Source organism: Pelagibaculum spongiae, assembly GCF_003097315.1.
Taxonomy (GTDB): domain Bacteria; phylum Pseudomonadota; class Gammaproteobacteria; order Enterobacterales; family Pelagibaculaceae; genus Pelagibaculum; species Pelagibaculum spongiae.
Genome location: NZ_QDDL01000013.1, coordinates 76260 through 95073 on the forward strand (window position 1 = coordinate 76260; position 18814 = coordinate 95073).

Genomic DNA, 18814 nt, shown 5'->3' on the forward strand with positions numbered 1-18814 from the left:
ACAACTTCAATTACTTAATTACAACCAAGCGACTCGCCTGCCGATAATGAATTTTCCAGCCAATCCACTTGGGTAACTCCCATCTAGCAGGGTCTTTTTTTCGGCTACCGGTAATTTTTTCAATAACAACTGTTTTGGTTACTATCTGATAACTAACTTTTAATTGCAACTCGGCCAGCACCAACCTTAACGGATAATTTTGTTGGAATTTTTCTTGTTGCCAATTGGTAATCCCCGGGAAAACAAAATCAGCCGAATCAAATAACCGTAAATCTTCAAGCGATTCAATTTCCAAATCAACTAGCTGACCTAACAACCAACTCTGGGCGGCTTCGGCGATTTCTAATGGCAACAAATGATCATTAATTAATGGAGCATCCAATTTGGGAAAATCATCACTATCGATGGCTCGCCATAATTGCCAGCCAGCAATATCTATTTGTAACTGATCAAACAAACCCGGCAATAGTTTATTGCGCTGTATTAACTGCAAAAGTGCTTGTCGAGCCAAAACACCTTTAGGCTCAATCAGGCTTTGTTCAATAATTCGATTGGCCAATAATCGATCAACCTTTAACCACAATTTTCCTTTTTCAAGACTGGCATTACCTGGCGCAATTTCGCCGACATCGGCTTGAGATAATTGCTTCAATGTCACCGATGCCATGCAACTGGCAATCGTCAAAGCTTGCCGAGTGCCTTTACCAGCAATCGCAAAGTCATCAAAAACAATCGCCGCCTCATCGGTTTCGGCAAAGCGCGACTCTCTAGCGGGTGATACTTCGCAATAACCATTACCCAGCGCTTGGCGTCTTTTAGTCCGCCGAACAAAGCATAATTCCGGTTTAGCCTTAATCACTGCATTTAGCCATTGCTGCCGATCAAAATCGAGTGTTTTAGGAATCGCTGGTAAAGCAAGCTGCTGACGGATTTGCCTCGCAAGCAACCGAGCTTCTTTAATCGCGGTTAAATCGGCATTGGCTTCATCTGGAATTAACTTACCATCGCTACGTAATAATAAAATCAGCGTGGTCGCATCGCAGCTATGAGGCTGCCACTGTTGCAGAACTTGTAATTGATGTTGCTCTTTGGGCAGTTGCCACAGCCGCTGCTGAACCGATAAAGCTGCGACCAAATCGACCATCGCGCCTTGTAATTCTGGCGTTGGCATCGTCGAAATTAAATGGGCAAATAAGCTATCAATGGGCAATGGAAAAATGATTTTTCCATGTTGAGTAATCTTAGATTGGTCATCAAGCGCATTCATTTGTTGCAGCTGTAATGCAGCCATTTCTAGCTGTTTAGGTTTCGGCGAATCAATAAATTGCAATTCGGCTAGAGACTCACCACAACACGCGCTGGCTAGCATCATTTCTGCTAGTTCTTCTCGCAATATTTCCGGCAAACCATGGGCAGCCAGCGGTGCATGTTCACCCCACAAGCGAAATACTCGCCCGGGCTGTGTCCGACCAGCCCGACCTTTCCGCTGCTCAGTACTGGCTTGGCTAATCGCTTGCAAGCCCAATACAGTTCGGCCATTACGCTGGTGTGTTTGCCGCTCTAAACCGCAATCAATCACACTGGTAATGCCGGGAATCGTCAGCGATGTTTCAGCAACATTGGTCGCTAGAATGATTCTGGGTAGATCAGCTGTTGCTGGTGTGCTTAATGCCGCCATTCGCATGACCGGATCAACCGAGGCATACAGCGGAATCACAGAAACTTGTTCTTTATAGCGAGCATTTAATTGCTGCTGCAGTTGAGTAATTTCTTTACGACCGGGTAAAAAAACCAGAACATTGCCATCTTTAAATTCCAGTGCTTTTTCTATTGCAGTAAAAACCATTTGCCGCAGACTGGTTAAATCGGGCATGGCTCGGCTATCTTGCGCCAAATACTGACTAGTCACCGGGTATTGCCGACCTTTGGCGGTAATTAAATCAGCCGATAAATAATCTTGCAGCCTAGCTGCTGACAAAGTCGCCGAGGTCACAATCAACCGACAGCGCTGTTCTTTTTTTAACAGTGCCAACAACAAGTCGGTATCAATACACCGCTCATGAAACTCATCCAGAATTACCGTATCAAATTGCTTCAGCTCACCCTTCATCTGCCAGCGTAGCGCCACCCCCGGAGTGACAAAAACCACTTCCGTATTGGCGGTGATTTTCTGCTCGAAACGAATCGCATAACCAATCTTGTCACCCACCGCAGCATTCACGGTTTTTGACAAAAACTCCGCCAGTGCGACACAAGCCAGCCGACGCGGCTGAACCACCAACACTTTTTGCCCCAGCGCAGCAGCCCATAACGGTAAGCGAGTAGACTTACCCGAGCCAGTTTCTGCAGCGACTACCAGATGATTTAATGAGATTTTTTCAAGAAACTCGGCTTTAACCGAATCAATCGGAAGAGAAACTGAAGGCATGAAACAAGCAAGACCTGAGGCAATTATCGGTTTGCTATTGTCGTTGCAATGAAGGGCTGAAGCAAGTGATGGCGCATCGCTCGATATTCCTTGAAACAGCTTGCATTATTAGGGCTGCGAGGAAATGGGTATTTTACAAACAGCTGATAATTTAAACCTCGCGTTTTTTCGTAAGCATTGAAAGTATTGTGAACAGCATGCTTTTTATTTAAATGCTATTCCTTCTTTCGGGAGAATTTCCTTTTGGATAGCCTGATTCGTCAGGCAGAAAAAACAAAACATCACAAAACATCATGCCACCCATAAACTTAACTATATCCTAATCAAGAAATCTAATGACTAGGCTAACTGAAAAAGCTGGCATTCGACGCGATTGCGGCAACCGCTTTCTTCGTTTCGAATGCGATTATACTGAATTGATGCCACGACGAAAACCAGATTAGCTCCGGTTATTTAAATTACATCTGATTTTAAAGATTCTAGATTTAAACCCACTCAATCAAAACGACTATCAAGAGGGTGGTTGTTTCCCAAGTGCTTGTGCTTGCTGTCGCCAAGCCTCGGTTTGTTGCTTGACTCGATCACGAAATTGTTTGAGGTTCAGCGCATTACCCATTGCGTGGGCAAACTGTCGCGCACTGGCCATCACAGTGCTGCGACCGCTCATGGCAGATGCCCACCAGCGTGCATCAGTCTCAATTTGTAATCGTTCAAAAATTGGCGGCAAACTATTATCCATGTAATGTTTTTTGTTCGTTCGTGCCATGCGAGCGCTGGCATCAACCAATTCTAAATAATCCTTTAATTTAAATGGCAGCGGATGAATTTTATCTTTGATATTAATGCTAGATTTGGTTTTGCTATTAACAAAAGGTTTTAATCGGGCGAAATTATAATCGTAGCGACGCTGATTATTTGTTTTTCGACTTTTCTTTCTACGATGATTATTGACGGGTAATTCAGTTTCGACCCGAGCTTGCACTGAAGTGTAATCCGATGTTTCTGGCGTTTGTGCAATACCGGCGCGAAGCGGATTCAGGTCGACATAGGCCATGCAGGTGAGCAAGGCCTGCTCATCCAAAAGGGCTTGTGCTTTAAAGCGGCCTTCCCAGAATCGACCACTACATTGGTCTTCAGCGTTTGCCATACGTGCTAACGGCTCATTAATTGAGCGCATAAACCAGCTAATGGAATATAATCGCTCGCGGTAAATAGTATCAGCTGTTTCTTCAACCCATTGAATTTGTATTTGAGTCAGCGCGTGAAATTTGTCAGGATCAAGATAATCTTTAACCCATGGATGTGCTTCGAATACCTTGCAGTATTGCAACAACACCTGCTTGATATTCCAATTTTTCGCGCGCTCCACATCTACATACACCACCAGATGATAGTGGTTGGACATCACGGCGTAAGCTGCAATATCGACGGCGAACGCTTGGCTGAGTCGGTCAATTCGGTCGACAATCCACTGGCGGCGGTGGTCGTAATTTTTACGGTGCTTTTTGAGTAGTGTTGGATCTTCACCGCATAGCCACCCACGGCGTACGCAGCGACTTACTACATGTAGAAACGGATTTTCTTTTGGGTCATAGAGAATGGCTCTGGGTGCCGGCATGGTGTTAAAAAGACAACTTTTTCAAGTGCCGCTCCTGCAAACTTCAACGGTTGTAGGAGATTAAACCAGTTACAACCGCATGAGAAATTGAATATTTTTTGGTGGGTATAAAAAATATCTTGGGTGGCGTCATTGTTTGTCTGATTTAAAGTTTCTGACTGAAACCCATTCAATAAAAATGAGCATCAAGAGAATGGTTTTTCCAAGTCAAAACAGTAAAATTGCTACCAATAAAATTGCTACCACCCAAAGCCCCAGCGCATTAGAGGCATTCAAAATATATTATTTTGATGGTAGCAACATCTCGCTCAGAAGCTGCTACCAGCTCAAGATATCAAAAAAACACTACTAGGAAACCAATAATTTTTATTACTCGCTTATCGTGAATCAATATTTTTTATCTTTAGCGGCATGAATGGGTTAAAACTGTGGCTGGCGCTTGTTTTTTTGTACGAATCCGCCTGCAGGGTGTTGTGATAGCTGAGGATACCTAATTACATAACCGCTGTAAATTTTAACGCTTGACTGTCAAACAGCAGCTTTACAGCTTACCAACTTTATCAATATAGGCGCCGTTGTAGCTTCTGAAATAAATGTTGGCATCTATTTTTTCTGAATTTTTATGAGGAAATTCGAATACTACCTTTACTGAACCCGTGTTCTCTTTGACTATTTTAGAAATTCTTTCATAAAGCTGTTTTTTCTTCTTTACATGTTTATCATATGCAGGGTCGCTTGAAAAAGTTGGAGGCATTCTAGCTATGACGAAAAAATCAGCACTGTTTTTTAACGGAAATTTTTCCTTTGGAATAAATATCTGAAATTGACCGTATTCAATATAGTTTATGCTTTTTTCATCCAATATCTCATTTCTATAGTTAGAAGCATTACGAGAATAACCTTTTCTTCTCAGACGAACATCTGATGCTAATACCGTATTTTCAGGAGTCAGCGTAAAACTAAAATTTCTAAACGTGAAGCCCTTACTATTCTTATAAGTATGTACCTTCACCTTCTCATTTGAAAAAGTCAAAGAGCTATATATAACTATGATTATAAATAGAATAATGTTCTTTAACATAACTTCAATCTCTTTAACTGACGCAACTTAACGTTGTAGCAACACCGATAAGCAAATGAGCCTGTAGCAAAATGCGATCCAGTGCCTGCGAATGTTTTGGCGATTATTTAAGAGCTGAGGGCTAGAGACCTTCAGCTACCCGATTAGCCCGATTAGCCCGATACTAACTAGCACATATAACCAAACATTTGAAATATAGTAGTTATTAAGGGTGCTCGATTTACATACTCGAATTGGTGCACCAGGTTTGACATTTTCGGCACTGTACTTATATACAGTTATGTTGCTTGAAGCGTCAGGTATAGCAAGCGATTCGTCAGGCTAACTATGCTTATGCTACTGAAGCAATCTATTGGCAATAGATCCAACAATTTCTTTCGAAGTTACAATAAAGTAAAGCAAGCCATTACAAACCTTCATCTGAAAAGAGAGGACGATTTATGTAATAGCTTGCTTGACTATTCACAGACGCATCTTATCGATAAAAATGCCTGGTAACGGACATTTAATAACGAATTTAACGGCTAATGGTTTCCATTAGATAACCCACCGATTGGTTAAGCTTTTCACTGGCAGTTGCCGTTGATTCTGCTGATTCCTGATTCGCGCCTGCTGCATCGTTAATCCGCGCTAGGTTTCTGCTCATTTCTTCAGAAATTGCACTTTGTTCTTCTGCAGCGGTGGCAATTCGCTCACTCATTTCACTAATTTGAGCCACTGCTTTATCAATACCTTGCAAGGCATCGCCCGCTTTAGATACATGCTCGACACTTTCTGATGCCATGCCAGCACCATGTTGCATCGCGTGCATTGCGTGTTCGGATTCTTCTTGCAATTTATTAATGGTTTGGCGAATTTCTTCAGTAGAAGTTTGAGTGCGGGTTGCCAATACGCGAACTTCGTCGGCCACCACTGCAAAACCTCGGCCTTGCTCACCGGCACGCGCCGCTTCAATTGCAGCGTTTAATGCCAATAAATTAGTTTGTTCGGCAATTGAAGTAATCACTTGCAGAACATTACCAATTTCACGCGATGCATTACGCAAACCTTCAACTTTTTGCGATGCCTCGATCATGGTATCGGCTAGCTGATTAATACCACTGACCGTGGTTTCAACAATTTCCCGGCCTTGCATGGTTTCAGTTCGTGCTGCGTGGGTCGCGCCTGAAGTTTCACCCGCGCTGGCTGCGATCTCACGAATTGCCACAGAGTTCTGGCTAAATGCCACATGAATATTGGTCAGCTCTTTGCTTTGTGCAGCAAGGTTTTGATTAGTTTCATCGGCAATTTTGCATGTTTCACTGGTCAGCTGATTTAACGACGTGACTTCATTGGCAACGCGACCAAACAAGGTTCTGACCTTGGCAGTTAACATTTGATTGGCCATGCGCATTCTTGCTGGCTCATCATTACGGCCAAAATATAAAAGGTTCAACGCAGGATTATTTACCAATTCCATTGCTGATTTTTCATATTTGCGCATCGGCGCAAACGCAATATTGGCTAGGCTAGCTGCTGCAATCACGCTAACAAAACTGGTAAGCAATACCGGCAATAACTCACCACTTCCTAACCAGAATCCGGCTAGAGGCGCAAAACCTGCAACAATAATTAATGAAGAAATTTTTGCTTGTAAAGAAACCCCTCTTAAACCAAAAGTTTTTGGCGGATTCCACATCATTTCGTAGAATTTTTCTGCCCTAATCTTTTCATCTTCGGTTGCGACGCAGCGAACTGATTGATAACCAATTACCCGGCCATGCTCCAAAATAGGCGTCACATAGGCATTGACCCAATAATGATCACCATTTTTACAACGGTTTTTAACCACGCCTAACCAAGAGCGGCCGGCTTTAAGCTCACTCCACATGTTGGAAAAAACCACCGGTGGGATATCAGGATGGCGCACAATATTATGTGCTGCGCCGATTAATTCTTCCTGGGAGAATCCGCAAATGCGACAAAAGTGTTCATTAGCAAAGGTGACCCGGCCCTTTAGATCGGTCGTTGAGATCAATAAATCATCTTCACCGAATAGGACTTCTTTTTGGGTAACTGGCAGGTTTTTTTTCATGCCAAATGCTCTCGAGTACGATGTTATAGTTGCTATCGACTCGAGCAGTAAAAGCTTGAGTGATATAGATCAACAAGATGGCTTTGTGGGTTATCAATTTGTTATGACATTTAAGGTGTCACACAAATAAACATAGCGTGCCAGCACTACAGGCTAATTTCACCTACCAGGTTGGTTCGCATCATTTCAATGACCTGCTCTCTAGTTAAACCTTGGGAGAACAAAAAATGTAATTTGCAAAACGCTGCTTCTGGTGTCATATCTCCACCAGAAATGACGCCTACTTCGGCTAAAGCAGTACCTGCGGCATAGCTATCTTGAACCACAGCGCCTTTTAAACACTGGGTCAGATTAACAATCAACTTGCCTTGATCGGTCAAAGATTTTAATGCTGCTAGAAATTCTGAAGATTCCGGTCCATTTCCTGCGCCGTAAGTATGTAAGATGATTGCTTTAGCTGGCATATCAGCTGCTTTAAGAATCCACTGCGGAGAAATACCCGGAAATAATGGCAATAGCATTGCTAAAGGCTCAGGCTGGCAAGTTAAATCAAACTGGGGCTTATCGGAGGCTTTTAGCAAAGTAGCATTGAGTTGTAATTTAATATCTAGCCTGCCTAACCAACCAAAGTTAGGGCTATCGAATGCATCCATATGCCATGCATTTAATTTTCTGGCTCGATTACCACGTAATACTCGACCATTAAAATAAAGGCAGACTTCGGCAATTTGGTCATTTGCTGCCAAGGTTAATGCACCGACAATATTTTCAACCGCATCGGTTCGACTCCGGCATAGTGGTATTTGCGAGCCAGTAACAATTACCGGTTTGCTCAGACCTTGCAGCATAAATGACAGCATTGAAGCGGTGTAAGCCATGGTATCGGTGCCGTGCAGCACTACAAAACCATCATATTGAGCGTAGTTTTTTGAAATATCAGTCGCTATCTGGGCCCAGTTTTCTGGCTGAATATTACTGGAGTCAATCAGCGTCTGGTATTCCAACAGTTCAAATTGAGGCAAATCAGATAACGATGCAGCAGGGATTTTTTGATTAATTAATTCAAGCATATTGCCTGCAGGCGCATATCCTCGATCAGTCGGCTGCATGCCAATTGTTCCGCCAGTATAAATCACCAAAACTTTATTCATATTTCCCTCTGAATTTCGCTGTAATTTACTTCTAATAACGATTTAGTTAGTTAACTGATTTTTTAGACGCATCAAAAATGGCCGCGTTTTGCGGCCATTTTAACAATCTAAAAAAGAAGATTGCTAACAATAATCAAGTAATCCTCAACCTGATTAGTCAGTGCGGCTAGTCACTTCTAACAAGTGAAAGCCAAACTGAGTCTTCACTGGGCCCTGAACTGTTTTCACTGGAGCAGAGAAGACAACTTCATCAAACTCAGGAACCATCATTCCTGGTCCGAATTCGCCCAAGTCACCGCCTTGACGGCCCGATGGACACTGGGAATGCTCTTTTGCCAATTCGGCAAAATCAGCACCACCTTCAATTTGACTTTTCAAGTCTTGACATGTTTCTTCAGTGGTAACCAAAATGTGACGTGCGCTAGCATTTGCCATAGTATCGCTTCCGTTGGTAGGTAATATGATTGAGTCGTCAGCCGATAATAGCCGATCAATCTCACTTTTGCTTCTGTTTGGCTGCAACAATTGACGGTTGAAAGTGTCGATATTCGCAAGCCATTCTGGTTAGGTAATTTTTTTTACCAGCAATAGAACAATGATCGCCAGATCTAGCTAATCCAGCGCTCTTGAGGCACCAGTTAACCGTTTGTTTGCTGCAAGCGGGCCAAACTATCTGTTATGTTCTATATCAAATAATCTGTTCATACACCCATATAGGCGCTACATGAAACCATTCACTCGACTGCTTAATCGCATGATTCTGATTTCTTCTCTGTTGCTACCTAACTTATTACAAGCAGCAGAGCTAGATTGGCAAATCTATGATCAATTGCTGAAGCAGCACATTACTAGCGGCACAAAAGATGGGATTAAACTGAACCTTGTTGATTACTCGGCAATCGCTAAAGATCCCAAATATCAGCAAGCGCTCGACCAGTTACAACAATATCCACTAGAAAACCTTAAAACGCCCGCTGAAAAACAAGCTTTCTACATTAATGCTTACAACTTACTGACGCTGAAAATGATGGTTAGCAACTGGCCGGTTGATAGCATTCGCGACATTGGTAATTTCTTCAGCCCTGTTTGGAAAAAAACCATTGGTACGCTCGGTGGCAAGTCAGTCACTCTGGATCAAATTGAACACAAAATTCTTCGTCCAATGGGCGACCCAAGAGTGCATATGGCGATTGTTTGCGCTTCAATTAGCTGCCCAGATTTAAGACCTGAGGCATACACGGCCATTAAACTGGAAAATCAATTAGATGATCAAACCAAAAGTTTTGTTGCGAACAACTTAAAAGGCGTAAAGGTTAACGGTTTAAAAGTTACGCCTTCGAAGATTTTTGATTGGTTCGAAGAAGACTTCAAAAAAACTGGTGTTCTGCAATTTATCAAACAATATCGACCACTTGAAAAAGAGTCTCGACTGGTAAGTAACTTAAAATATAACTGGAAACATAACGGGAACTAGCCTTGCTACTGCTTAGTACTCAATGCATGAGTTATCTCATAACTAGAGATACTCATGCATTTTATACTGATACCCTGATGGGTCTTCGACAGAAGTTAAACAGGCAAAGTTAATCGATAGTAAAGAGGCTATTTAATCGTTCTCTTATAGCTATCAATAGCCTGATTTTATTAGATAATTAAAGGTTTAGCATTGCCATGCAGCTGGTTGAGATTTCAAGATTTTTAAAAAGCTACCCTCCTTTTGATGGTTTATCTGAAGAAGCTTTAGAACGACTAGCCAGCAGCGCTGAGATTAGCTACGTTCGATCTGGAGCTGATATTCTTCAATACGGCGACCCGATTCAAGATTTATATGTGATCCGCAGTGGCTCTGTTGAAGTATTTCGCCGCAATGGTGATTTACATAATCGGCTAGATGCTGGCGATATTTTTGGCCAAATGGGATTAATGATGAATGGCCGGGTGCGTTTTCCGGTTCGGGCAATGGAAGACACATTGCTTTATTGCTTCCCTAGAAGTATTTATCATGAATATTGTGATAACTATGATGTTTTTTCAGATTTCTTTGAATCGGAAGGCAGCACGTTACTTCGGCAAACATTATCTAATCAGTCAGATAGCAACGACCTAACCACCGTTAAAATTAAATCGCTAATCACTCGCGATGCAGTAACCATATCAGCTGAAGCCGATATCGTTACGCTCTCAAAACTAATGACCGATGAACGTGTCTCTTATGTTTTGATTGTCGACGAGCAACCAGATGATGCCGAAATATGGGAACAAGACAGTCAAATCATCGGCATAGTCACCGACCATGATTTACGCAGTAAAGTTTTAGCGCACCAATTACCCTACAACACCAAAGTTGGCGAGGTGATGACCACTGACCTGACGGTATTAGATGAAAACGCGTATGTTTATGAAGCCACTTTAAAAATGCTCCGTGAAGGTGTTCATCACTTACCAGTCGTTCGAACCAATAATACGCTCGCGGTTATTTCTCTTACCGATATTGTTCAGCATGAATCGCAAAGCAGCTTGCTGTTTGTTCGTAGTATCGCCACTCAAGCCAATATTGAAGAGCTAGCAAAACTCTCGGAACAACTGCCTAATATATTTGTACGCATGGTCAATGAAGATGCCAATTCCCATATGATCGGTTCAGCGATGGCGGTTATTGGCCGGGCAATTAAACAAAGATTATTAGAATTGGCAGAAGAACAACTAGGCGCGCCACCGATCCCTTATTGCTTTATGGCATTGGGCGCAATGGCCAGAGATGAACAGTTGATTGTCACTGACCAAGACAACGCAATTATTCTTGATAATAGCTACCAAGAAGAACTGCACGGCGAATACTTTGATCAATTATCGCAACTGGTTTGTGATGGATTAGATAAATGCGGTTATTGCTATTGTACTGGTGACATAATGGCCAGCAACCCTGAGTGGCGCCTAACACTTCAGCAGTGGCGAGATTTATTTACTGACTGGATTGAAAAACCATCGCCCAAAGCTCTATTGCATAGCTCGATATTTTTTGATCTAGATGGCGTTTGGGGACAAGAAAAATGGGCACGTCATTTATCATTATTTATTGCTAGAAAAACCAGAAACTCTCCACGTTTTCTCAGTCATCTGGCAAGAAACGCATTGAATCGAACTCCGCCACTCGGTTTTTTTAAAGGCTTTGTTATGGAACAAGACGGCCAACATAAAAAATCGATCAACCTTAAACGCCGTGGTACTGCGCCATTAACCGATGTTATTCGAGTTCATGCCCTAGCGGTTGGCTCGACTATTCAAAATTCATTTGAACGACTAGATGATGTAGCCAAAGCAAATGTACTACCTTCGGGAAAGGCACAAGATTTAAGTGATGCGCTGGAATATATCTCTATGGTGCGAATTCGACACCAAGCAGCCGATATTGAACGGGGCGATACGCCGGATAATAATATCGAGCCAGATAATCTTTCGACCTTTGAACGAAAAAATCTAAAAGAAGCGTTTCAAGTGCTTGACCGATCTCAAAGCTATCTAAAATTCTGTTATCCAAGCAAAAAGAACAACTTATAACCCATGAAGAAAAAACAATGGAATAGCCAGTTTTCTAAGCTACAAATTTCAGCCGCAGACCAACGGCTGAAAGATTACTATGCCGCTGGAATTGTTGCTGCCGATGTACCCTTAAACCAGCTTTCAATGGTGGCGCTGGATTTTGAAACCAGTGGTTTAGATCCAGTAAATAATGAAATCATCAGCATTGGGCTAGTGCCTTTTACTCTAGATAGAATTTTCATCAGTGAGGCAATGGAATGGTTGGTAAAACCCAGCCAACCGATGCAGGATGATTCTGTCATTATTCATGGCATTACTCATAATGCGTTAGAAGATGCACCTGATTTTAACGATATTTTAGAAGACTTTTTAAAGGCACTTGAGGGGAAAATTGTCGTGGTGCACTGCAGGGCAATAGAAAGAAACTTTATAACCCACGCACTACTTGAGCTGGTAGGAGAGTCTCTCGCTTTTCCTGTTATTGACACCATGGAAGTCGAATCTCAAGCACTGTTACAACGCAAAGGTTTAATTGGGCGCTGGCTTAAACGTAATCAGCCCCAAGAATCATTGCGGTTGCAAGAATGTCGTCATCGTTACAACTTGCCAACCTACCAACCACACCATGCATTAACCGATGCGATTGCCACCGCCGAGTTATTTCAAGCCCAAGCGGTTCATCACTTTCCAGAACATCAAGTAATCGGCAAAATATGGCATGACGATTAACACGCTCCCGCTAATAAGCGGGAGCACGCTACTATTTACGCTTGGTTAATGTTCTTCTGTTCTCAGTCCCATTACCAGGCTGACACACATTAGCAGCAGTATAATGGTAAAGGGCAATCCGGTTGAAATAGCACCGGCCTGCAACGCTTGAATCGCTTCAGTTCCACCAACCCATAGTAACAGTGCAGCAACCGCACCCTCACTACTTGCCCAAAAAGCTCGCTGGGCCATTGGCGTGTCAATTTTTCCGCCAGCAGTAATACTATCAATTACTAGCGATCCGGAATCTGAAGAGGTAATAAAGAATACCATTACCAAAAGCACCGCGATCACCGACAACAGTTGCCCTGCAGGTAATTGATCAAACGCTTGGAACATCGCCAGTGGTACTTCGGTCAAGCCTTCTTGACCCAAAACACCGACTTTTTCAATGATTTGATCTAGTGCAATCCCACCAAAAACCGACATCCAAATTAACGTGACAAATGTAGGAACAAATAAAACACCGGCTAAAAATTCTCTAATGGTCCGCCCTTTAGAAACTCTAGCGATGAACATGCCAACGAATGGTGACCATGAAACCCACCACGCCCAATAAAATACAGTCCAACCTTGGAACCATGCTTCATCTGGTCGGCCATGTGGGTTACTTAATGGGATGATATTTTCAATATATGAAGAAAGCGTCGTTGCAATGTTCGGCAGTGAAGTTGAAAAACTGACTGCAAAAACAAAAACTAACAAAGCAATAGCAATCAACATATTAATATTACTAAGCAGCTTTACACCACCGTCCATGCCTCTTAAAACAGAAACAACTGCCAGTAAAGTAACGACAACGATAACCATGATTTGCAATGCAAGACCATTCTCGACACCAAATACATGATGAATGCCACTAGCAGCCTGTTGCGCACCCAACCCAAGAGAAGTTGCCAAGCCAAATAATGTTGCCAGCACTGCAAGTATATCGATGATGTGCCCAGGCCAGCCCCACACTTTATCGCCTAATAAAGGATAAAATACCGAGCGAATCGATAAAGGTAACCCTTTATTGAAAGTGAAGAATGCTAATGACAACGCAACCACTGCATAGATAGCCCAAGGGTGTAATCCCCAGTGGTACATGGTTGCACCCATCGCTAGTTTTGCTGCTTCTGGAGTAAACGCTTCAACACCTAATGGCGTTTTATACCAACCCGTCATATAAGCAGCTGGCTCAGCAACTGACCAAAACATTAAGCCGATGCCCATTCCAGCGGCAAATAGCATGGCGAACCATGAGGCTCTGGAATATTCAGGTTTGGCATTTTTGCCACCCAAGCGGATTTTGGCATAAGGCGAGAAAAACAAAGCAATACAGAAAACGACAAAGAAATTGCCTGCCCATAGAAAGAGCGCATCAAACGAATTAATAATGTCCCACTTAAGGCCATCTAGTGTTGCTTTAGCAACGCTGGTGTCAGATAACAGCACCACAATAATAAAAAGAACAACCAAGCCAGCACTAATGCCAAAAACAGGCTGATGAACATCAATACCCCACTTTTGAACATTATCCTGGCCGATCATATAATCGGTACTGTCTATACTATATTTTTTAGAACTACGTTCTTTTGAACTCATAATTCCTCGCAGGGAAAGTATCAGCCATCAAGTTAAAACTGCCTTAAATGACTAACAATGTCATGAAAATAAGAATTGAAATATATTTACACGCTAATTTTTAAAAACCACATCCTTTGATTTTCTTGCTCTAGCTTGCAACTGATTTAACACAAAATAAAAATTCCGAATGGTCATCTGCATAAAAACATAATCAACAGCGTATTCAAATCTATAGATTCAAAACATAGATTTACGCAGACCGCCGACGACAGTTATGCCTATTTGAGGTCTTAAGATTTAACAGACGCCCCTAACAGAAACGCAGAATAAACTACGAAATCACCCACCATTTTCTTGATAAGTAATTCTTTGAATGCAATCCAACCGACTTAAAATCGATGATATTGCTTGATTCGAGGATTTCAGCCCACATGTTTTTTGGGCAAGCGAATGAGTAAATTTGAACATAGTTAGAGCTCAAAGTAAAAAATCAGAGCATCAATCACTTTAACTGGTCTCTTTTCAAATATCAGCGGTAGCTAAACCACCCCATCAGCTTGGCTGGTCGAACCAAATTGCTGATGCACCTACCTTTGTAAATCGCCAACTATTACTTAAACCAAACCTATCGGCACTATATATTGTTATTTACATAACAAAAAAACGCCTGATGAAATCATCAGGCGTTTAAATATATCAAGTCAAACAACTAATCATCGATTAGCGCACAGTTAATTAGCCGCGACGCCAGTTATGGAATTTTTCAACCCACTTCAATAGGCCTTGTGGCGCATTGGCCCGTTTCCATTCACCGGCAACATATTTATTGGCTTCAGCCATTGTTGGATAAATATGTATCGTGCCAAGAATTTTGTTCATACCAATTCCGTGTTTCATAGCTAACACGTATTCAGCAATTAAATCACCTGCGTGATTACCGGTAATCGTTACACCAAGAATTTTATCTTTTCCGGGTACCGTAAGTACTTTTACAAAACCGTGGTTTTCACTATCGGCAATCGCCCGGTCTAATTCTTCTAGGTCAAAACTACTGACTTCGAAAGCGATGCCTTTATCTCTAGCTTCCTGCTCATTTAAACCGACTCTGGCAACTTCTGGGTCGGTAAAGGTACACCATGGAATAACCGAATAATCGACTTTGAATTTTTTGAAACCGTCAAACAATCCATTTACCGCAGCATACCAAGCCTGATGCGCCGCGGTATGAGTGAATTGATAAGGACCAGCAACATCACCACAAGCATAAATACTCGGATAATTAGTTTGTAAAAACTCGTTGACTTCAATAGTGCCCCACTTGGTAGTTTTGACTGCTAAGTCATCTAAACCAAAGCCCTGCAAACGCGCTTTACGGCCAACGGCACATAAAATTTCATCGCAAACAATTTCTACCAGCTGACCATTATGCTCACAAGTGATTCGCTTTTTACCATCTTCTACTGAAACCTTAACCGCTTTGTGACCTAAACGAAGATCAACGCCATCTTTGCGCATGCTACTCATAACATAACTGGAAGCATCCTCATCTTCACGAGGCATTAAGCGAGAGTCCAGCTCGATCTGAATCACTTGGGTGCCGAGACGCTGAAAGCTTTGCGCCAATTCACAACCAATCGGACCACCACCTAGCACTGCAAGACGCTTAGGTTGAACCCGCAAGTCCCAAATATTATCCGAAGTCAGTACACCCGATTCTTGTAAACCAGGAATCGGTGGAACAAACGGACGGCCACCGGTAGCAATCACAATCGCCCGGGCAGATAACACCTGCCCATTCACTTCGACTTCCCAAGGTGAAATCAGCTTGGCTTCACCCTGAATACATTCAACGCCCAGCTCGGTGTAACGTTCAACTGAGTCATGGGGCTCAATTTCTTTTACAACCGCCTGCACCCGATCCATTACCTTGGCAAAATCAACTTTGACATCACAGGCTTCAATACCAAATTCTTGGCAGCGCTTGGCATGTGAAACCATCTTGGCGCTACGAATTAGTGCTTTGGATGGTACGCAACCGGTATTCAGGCAGTCTCCGCCCATTTTATTCTTTTCGATCAGCGTGACCTTGGCTTTCACCGCAGCAGCAATATATGAAGTGACCAGACCTGCCGAACCTGCCCCAATCGCAATAATGTTACGATCAAACTTTTTTGGTTTTGTATAATTTTTCATACTGATTGCTTTTTTCCTTTGACTAAGGCCACGCCTTTTTTAGCCAACAATGGGAACGCGCCTAATAATACAAATGAAGCAATCAGGCCAGGAGACAAGATGCCACTCAATGAATCAATCTGCGCTAACTGGGTACCGGCATTTACAAAAACAATCGTACCGGCAAACATACCTAACTGACTGACCCAATAAAAAGTTCTAACTTTTATTGGCGTTAATCCCATCACCAAATTAATCACAAAAAATGGTACAGCTGGAACCAATCGAAGGGTGAACAAGTAAAATGCACCTTCTTGCTCAATTCCCTTGTTAAAGGATGCTAGATTACTGCCAAATTTTTGTTGAATCGAATCACGCAACAAAAATCTTGAAACCAGAAATGCCAGTGTTGCACCAATGCTAGAGGCAAACGAGATGATCACGGTTCCCCATAACAAACCGAAAATCGCACCACCCAACAAAGTCATGATCGCCGCACCCGGCAATGAAAGCGCAGTCACCAAAAGGTAAACTGCAAAATAACCACCGACGGTCAACAAGGTGTTATCTTGATAAAATGCTGACAAAGCAACTTGTTGGCTCTTGATATATTCCAGATTGAAGAACCTGCCTAAATCAAAAATAAAGAAAGCGGCAATCATGGCTGCTAACACAACAAGAAGTACTATTTTTCCCCGACTCATTCTTCTCTCCAAAAAATGGAATTTTTAAATAACCACTATGCCTGCTATGACCTGTCATTTTTGTCATAGTTGCAATTAATCGATACACAAATCATCATCGATATCATTCAGCAGCTGACGGTCTAACCGGTTGTGGGAGCTTAATGCATTCCACTAAGGTAAATTCCGATACAGTAACTAATGACAATTTGGTTAGAGTCTAAATGCAAAACACTGATCCTACGTTAATACTTTTCTGCAAACGGCCTTCATTGGGGGTTGGAAAGCAACGATTGGCAAAAGATACCAACCCAACCACTGCCTTTAAGGTAGCAACTGCTTTACATAGTTGCGCAATGGAAGATTTTAATGGATGGCATGGACCGAAGATTTTGTCACCTTCATCACCAGCTGATGAAATTTGGGCTAGCACAATGACCCATAGCCAAGTGGAAATTATCAGCCAGCCATTAGAAGGCAATCTTGGCCAAAAAATACAGCAGGTTGATTTAAACGCCAGAAATGCAGGCCACCAGACAACGATTATTATCGGAAGTGATTGCCCATCGATCACTCCAGATATATTCCACGCTGTCATTCCATTATTAATTAATGCCGATATTGTATTAGGCCCAGCGATGGATGGCGGTGTTTACTTAATGGCCAGCAAGCAGCCTTGGCCAGACCTGCAAAACTTGCCATGGAGCACTCGAACACTGAGGGAAGAAATATTCGCATTGTGCCAATCCAAAGGATTAACCGTTGCTTGTTTACCGATGTTTTCAGATGTCGATCACTTATCCGATTTACTGGCAGTAAAATCACACTTGCAGCTCCGTATGTCACCAGCACGAAAAAATTTGGTTTCGCTAATTGAACAAGTTGCCGAAGAACAGGGAACAAAAAGCCATTAGCCCATTTAAAACCCGCCTGACATTAATTGTGCCGGTTTATCAGGATAATTCTGCCCTGCTGCAATTGTTAACGTCACTACAACAGCAGCACCATCGCCCAGAGCAAATTCTGGTGTGCGATGGCGCTGCCGATCCTCAGTGCCAGCAGATATGCCAGCAATTTTCAGCCGGTTGGCTTGCCAGCAAGCCTGGCCGAGGCGCCCAGTTAGATTTAGCGGCGCGTCAGGCGACCGGCGATATTCTGTGGTTTGTTCATGCTGACAGCCAACTGGCTGAAAACGCGATAGAACTGATCCATATTGCGATTGCTAATGGGCAAAACGGCGGCTGGTTTCAATTCAGTTTTATCGGGCAACATGGCTGGCTAGCAACCCTGATTGAAAAAATGACCAACTGGCGCTGCAAAAAAGGCATTCCTTACGGTGACCAAGGTTTGTTTTGCCTTAAGTCAGACTATTTAAAAGCCGATGGCTTTGAACACTTACCGTTATTTGAAGAAGTTCGATTGGTTAAGCGACTACGTCAGCTGGGGCAATTTCTACCGCTTCAGCAAACCATTGGTGTTGATGCCCGCCGCTGGCAGCACGATGGTTGGGTTAAAAGAATCATTCTCAATAGAGCTTTTGCATTGCTTTACATGCTAGGTGTCAGCCCCCACCGGTTAGCCAGCTGGTACCGTAGTTGGAAAACACATAGTTGAAAATTGAAGTTGAAAACTATCGCTAGAAACCCAGCACGGAAAAACCCAATGAATTTTTTATCACTTGCGCGCTCTAAGTTTGCGGCAAGTGATTCCAAAGATAAGAGACCACATAC

14 protein-coding genes are annotated in these 18814 nt (G+C 42.7%); 5 read left to right on the top strand and 9 right to left on the bottom strand.

All coding sequences use genetic code 11. The features are described 5' to 3' along the window. Positions 1-10: 10 nt before the first annotated feature. The 6 genes from DC094_RS20055 to DC094_RS20085 all read right to left on the bottom strand — a co-directional run bounded on the left by DC094_RS20055 (position 11) and on the right by DC094_RS20085 (position 8787). A complete protein-coding gene (locus DC094_RS20055) occupies positions 11-2428 on the bottom strand; it encodes a helicase-related protein (protein WP_116688913.1) in 2418 nt (805 codons plus the stop codon). Positions 2429-2939: 511 nt separating this feature from the next. Then, positions 2940-4046 (bottom strand): transposase, encoded by a 1107-nt coding sequence (locus DC094_RS20060; RefSeq protein WP_116688914.1) that lies wholly within the window; start codon positions 4044-4046, stop codon positions 2940-2942. Between the two features lie 541 nt (positions 4047-4587). Then, positions 4588-5127, bottom strand: a complete 540-nt coding sequence (locus DC094_RS20070; RefSeq protein WP_116688916.1) for a hypothetical protein — start codon at positions 5125-5127, stop codon at positions 4588-4590. Positions 5128-5644: 517 nt separating this feature from the next. Beyond that, a complete protein-coding gene (locus tag DC094_RS20075; protein ID WP_116688917.1) occupies positions 5645-7201 on the bottom strand; it encodes a methyl-accepting chemotaxis protein in 1557 nt (518 codons plus the stop codon). A 146-nt stretch (positions 7202-7347) separates the two neighbouring features. Further along, on the bottom strand, positions 7348-8352 hold the full coding sequence (gene ansA, locus DC094_RS20080; protein WP_116688918.1) for an asparaginase: 1005 nt from the start codon (positions 8350-8352) through the stop codon (positions 7348-7350). Positions 8353-8505: 153 nt separating this feature from the next. Beyond that, a complete protein-coding gene (locus DC094_RS20085) occupies positions 8506-8787 on the bottom strand; it encodes a peptidylprolyl isomerase (RefSeq protein ID WP_116688944.1) in 282 nt (93 codons plus the stop codon). Positions 8788-9076: 289 nt separating this feature from the next. Here DC094_RS20085 and DC094_RS20090 point away from each other — a divergent pair, with 289 nt between their 5' ends. The 3 genes from DC094_RS20090 (at position 9077) to DC094_RS20100 (ending at position 12621) form a co-directional block, all read left to right on the top strand. Continuing rightward, positions 9077-9826, top strand: coding sequence for a DUF547 domain-containing protein (locus DC094_RS20090; protein ID WP_116688919.1), 750 nt, complete (start codon positions 9077-9079; stop codon positions 9824-9826). 197 nt (positions 9827-10023) lie between these two features. Further along, complete coding sequence (locus DC094_RS20095) at positions 10024-11910, top strand: DUF294 nucleotidyltransferase-like domain-containing protein (RefSeq protein WP_241504096.1); 1887 nt, start codon at positions 10024-10026, stop codon at positions 11908-11910. A gap of 3 nt (positions 11911-11913) precedes the next feature. Continuing rightward, the gene (locus DC094_RS20100) at positions 11914-12621 is read left to right on the top strand and encodes a 3'-5' exonuclease (protein WP_116688921.1); all 708 of its coding nucleotides are present in this window, start codon (positions 11914-11916) and stop codon (positions 12619-12621) included. Positions 12622-12666: 45 nt separating this feature from the next. Here DC094_RS20100 and DC094_RS20105 read toward each other — a convergent pair whose 3' ends face one another. From DC094_RS20105 to DC094_RS22975, 3 genes are all read right to left on the bottom strand, one after another. Continuing rightward, positions 12667-14247 (bottom strand): BCCT family transporter, encoded by a 1581-nt coding sequence (locus tag DC094_RS20105; RefSeq protein WP_116688922.1) that lies wholly within the window; start codon positions 14245-14247, stop codon positions 12667-12669. Positions 14248-14964: 717 nt separating this feature from the next. Continuing rightward, a complete protein-coding gene (locus DC094_RS20110; RefSeq protein WP_339374137.1) occupies positions 14965-16422 on the bottom strand; it encodes a dihydrolipoyl dehydrogenase family protein in 1458 nt (485 codons plus the stop codon). Then, positions 16419-17105: a TVP38/TMEM64 family protein gene (locus tag DC094_RS22975; protein WP_339374138.1), complete on the bottom strand. Its 687-nt coding sequence runs from the start codon at positions 17103-17105 to the stop codon at positions 16419-16421. The genes DC094_RS20110 and DC094_RS22975 overlap by 4 nt, the downstream gene beginning before the upstream one ends. A 203-nt stretch (positions 17106-17308) precedes the next feature. Here DC094_RS22975 and DC094_RS20115 point away from each other — a divergent pair, with 203 nt between their 5' ends. Both DC094_RS20115 and DC094_RS20120 read left to right on the top strand, forming a co-directional pair. After that, positions 17309-17998 carry a DUF2064 domain-containing protein gene (locus tag DC094_RS20115; RefSeq protein WP_116688923.1) on the top strand — a complete coding sequence of 230 codons (690 nt, stop codon included), beginning with the start codon at positions 17309-17311 and terminating at the stop codon, positions 17996-17998. Next, a complete protein-coding gene (locus DC094_RS20120; protein ID WP_116688924.1) occupies positions 17958-18698 on the top strand; it encodes a TIGR04283 family arsenosugar biosynthesis glycosyltransferase in 741 nt (246 codons plus the stop codon). The genes DC094_RS20115 and DC094_RS20120 overlap by 41 nt, the downstream gene beginning before the upstream one ends. Positions 18699-18814: the final 116 nt, after the last annotated feature.